Raw genomic sequence first — 1,598 nt, forward strand, 5'->3', positions numbered from 1 at the left:
ACAGCTCCATCAAAAGCCAATCCTGTAATAGTTTCGTTACCGATAACCTTATCAAGATCCAATGCCTCGCTTGCCGTGATAGCATCCGACAACTCCGTGTCGGTCGCCAAACTTGGATCGGCACTGAACTCCGTACCTACAAGGTTCAATCCTGTACCAGCGGTATACTGCGTATCGGTATCCAACGCCCCTAAATTCACCGTTTCGTTTGCAGCGCCATCTTGTGTAAGCGTTAATATAGAAGTTCCGCCATCGAAAGTCAATCCAGTCACCGATTCGTTACCGATAACCTTATCTAGATCCAATGCCTCGCTTGCCGTGATAGCATCCGACAACTCCGTGTCGGTCGCCAAACTTGGATCGGCACTGAACTCCGTACCTACAAGGTTCAATCCTGTACCAGCGGTATACTGCGTATCGGTATCCAATGAACTTATATTAATCGTCTGGTCCGTATTTCCACCTTCCGATATAGTCAATACAGCTCCATCAAAAGCCAATCCTGTAATAGTTTCGTTACCGATAACCTTATCTAGATCCAATGCCTCGCTTGCCGTGATAGCATCCGACAACTCAGTGTCGGTCGCCAAACTTGGATCGGCACTGAACTCCGTACCTACAAGGTTCAATCCTGTACCAGCGGTATACTGCGTATCGGTATCCAACGCCCCTAAATTCACCGTTTCGTTTGCAGCGCCATCTTGTGTAAGCGTTAATATAGAAGTTCCGCCATCGAAAGTCAATCCTGTTACCGATTCGTTACCGATAACCTTATCAAGATCCAATGCCTCGCTTGCCGTGATAGCATCCGACAACTCCGTGTCAGTCGCCAAACTTGGATCGGCACTGAACTCCGTACCTACAAGGTTCAATCCTGTACCAGCGGTATACTGCGTATCGGTATCCAACGCCCCTAAATTCACCGTTTCGTTTGCAGCGCCATCTTGTGTAAGCGTTAATATAGAAGTTCCGCCATCGAAAGTCAATCCTGTTACCGATTCGTTACCGATAACCTTGTCAAGATCCAATGCCTCGCTTGCCGTGATAGCATCCGACAACTCCGTGTCAGTCGCCAAACTTGGATCGGCACTGAACTCCGTACCTACAAGGTTCAATCCTGTACCAGCGGTATACTGCGTATCGGTATCCAACGCCCCTAAATTCACCGTTTCGTTTGCAGCGCCATCTTGTGTAAGCGTTAATATAGAAGTTCCGCCATCGAAAGTCAATCCAGTCACCGATTCGTTACCGATAACCTTATCTAGATCCAATGCCTCGCTTGCCGTGATAGCATCCGACAACTCCGTGTCGGTCGCCAAACTTGGATCGGCACTGAACTCCGTACCTACAAGGTTCAATCCTGTACCAGCGGTATACTGCGTATCGGTATCCAACGCCCCTAAATTCACCGTTTCGTTTGCAGCGCCATCTTGTGTAAGCGTTAATATAGAAGTTCCGCCATCGAAAGTCAATCCTGTTACCGATTCGTTACCGATAACCTTGTCAAGATCCAATGCCTCGCTTGCCGTGATAGCATCCGACAACTCCGTGTCGGTCGCCAAACTTGGATCGGCACTGAACTCCGTACCTACAAGGTT

1 protein-coding gene is annotated in these 1,598 nt (G+C 48.6%); it reads right to left on the bottom strand.

The window, feature by feature from the left end:
- The coding region (locus DFQ03_RS18710; protein WP_166637414.1) for a hypothetical protein at window positions 1–1,598 on the bottom strand (1,598 nt) is incomplete at both ends.

It is taken from the genome of Maribacter caenipelagi, from assembly GCF_004364175.1.
GTDB lineage: Bacteria > Bacteroidota > Bacteroidia > Flavobacteriales > Flavobacteriaceae > Maribacter > Maribacter caenipelagi.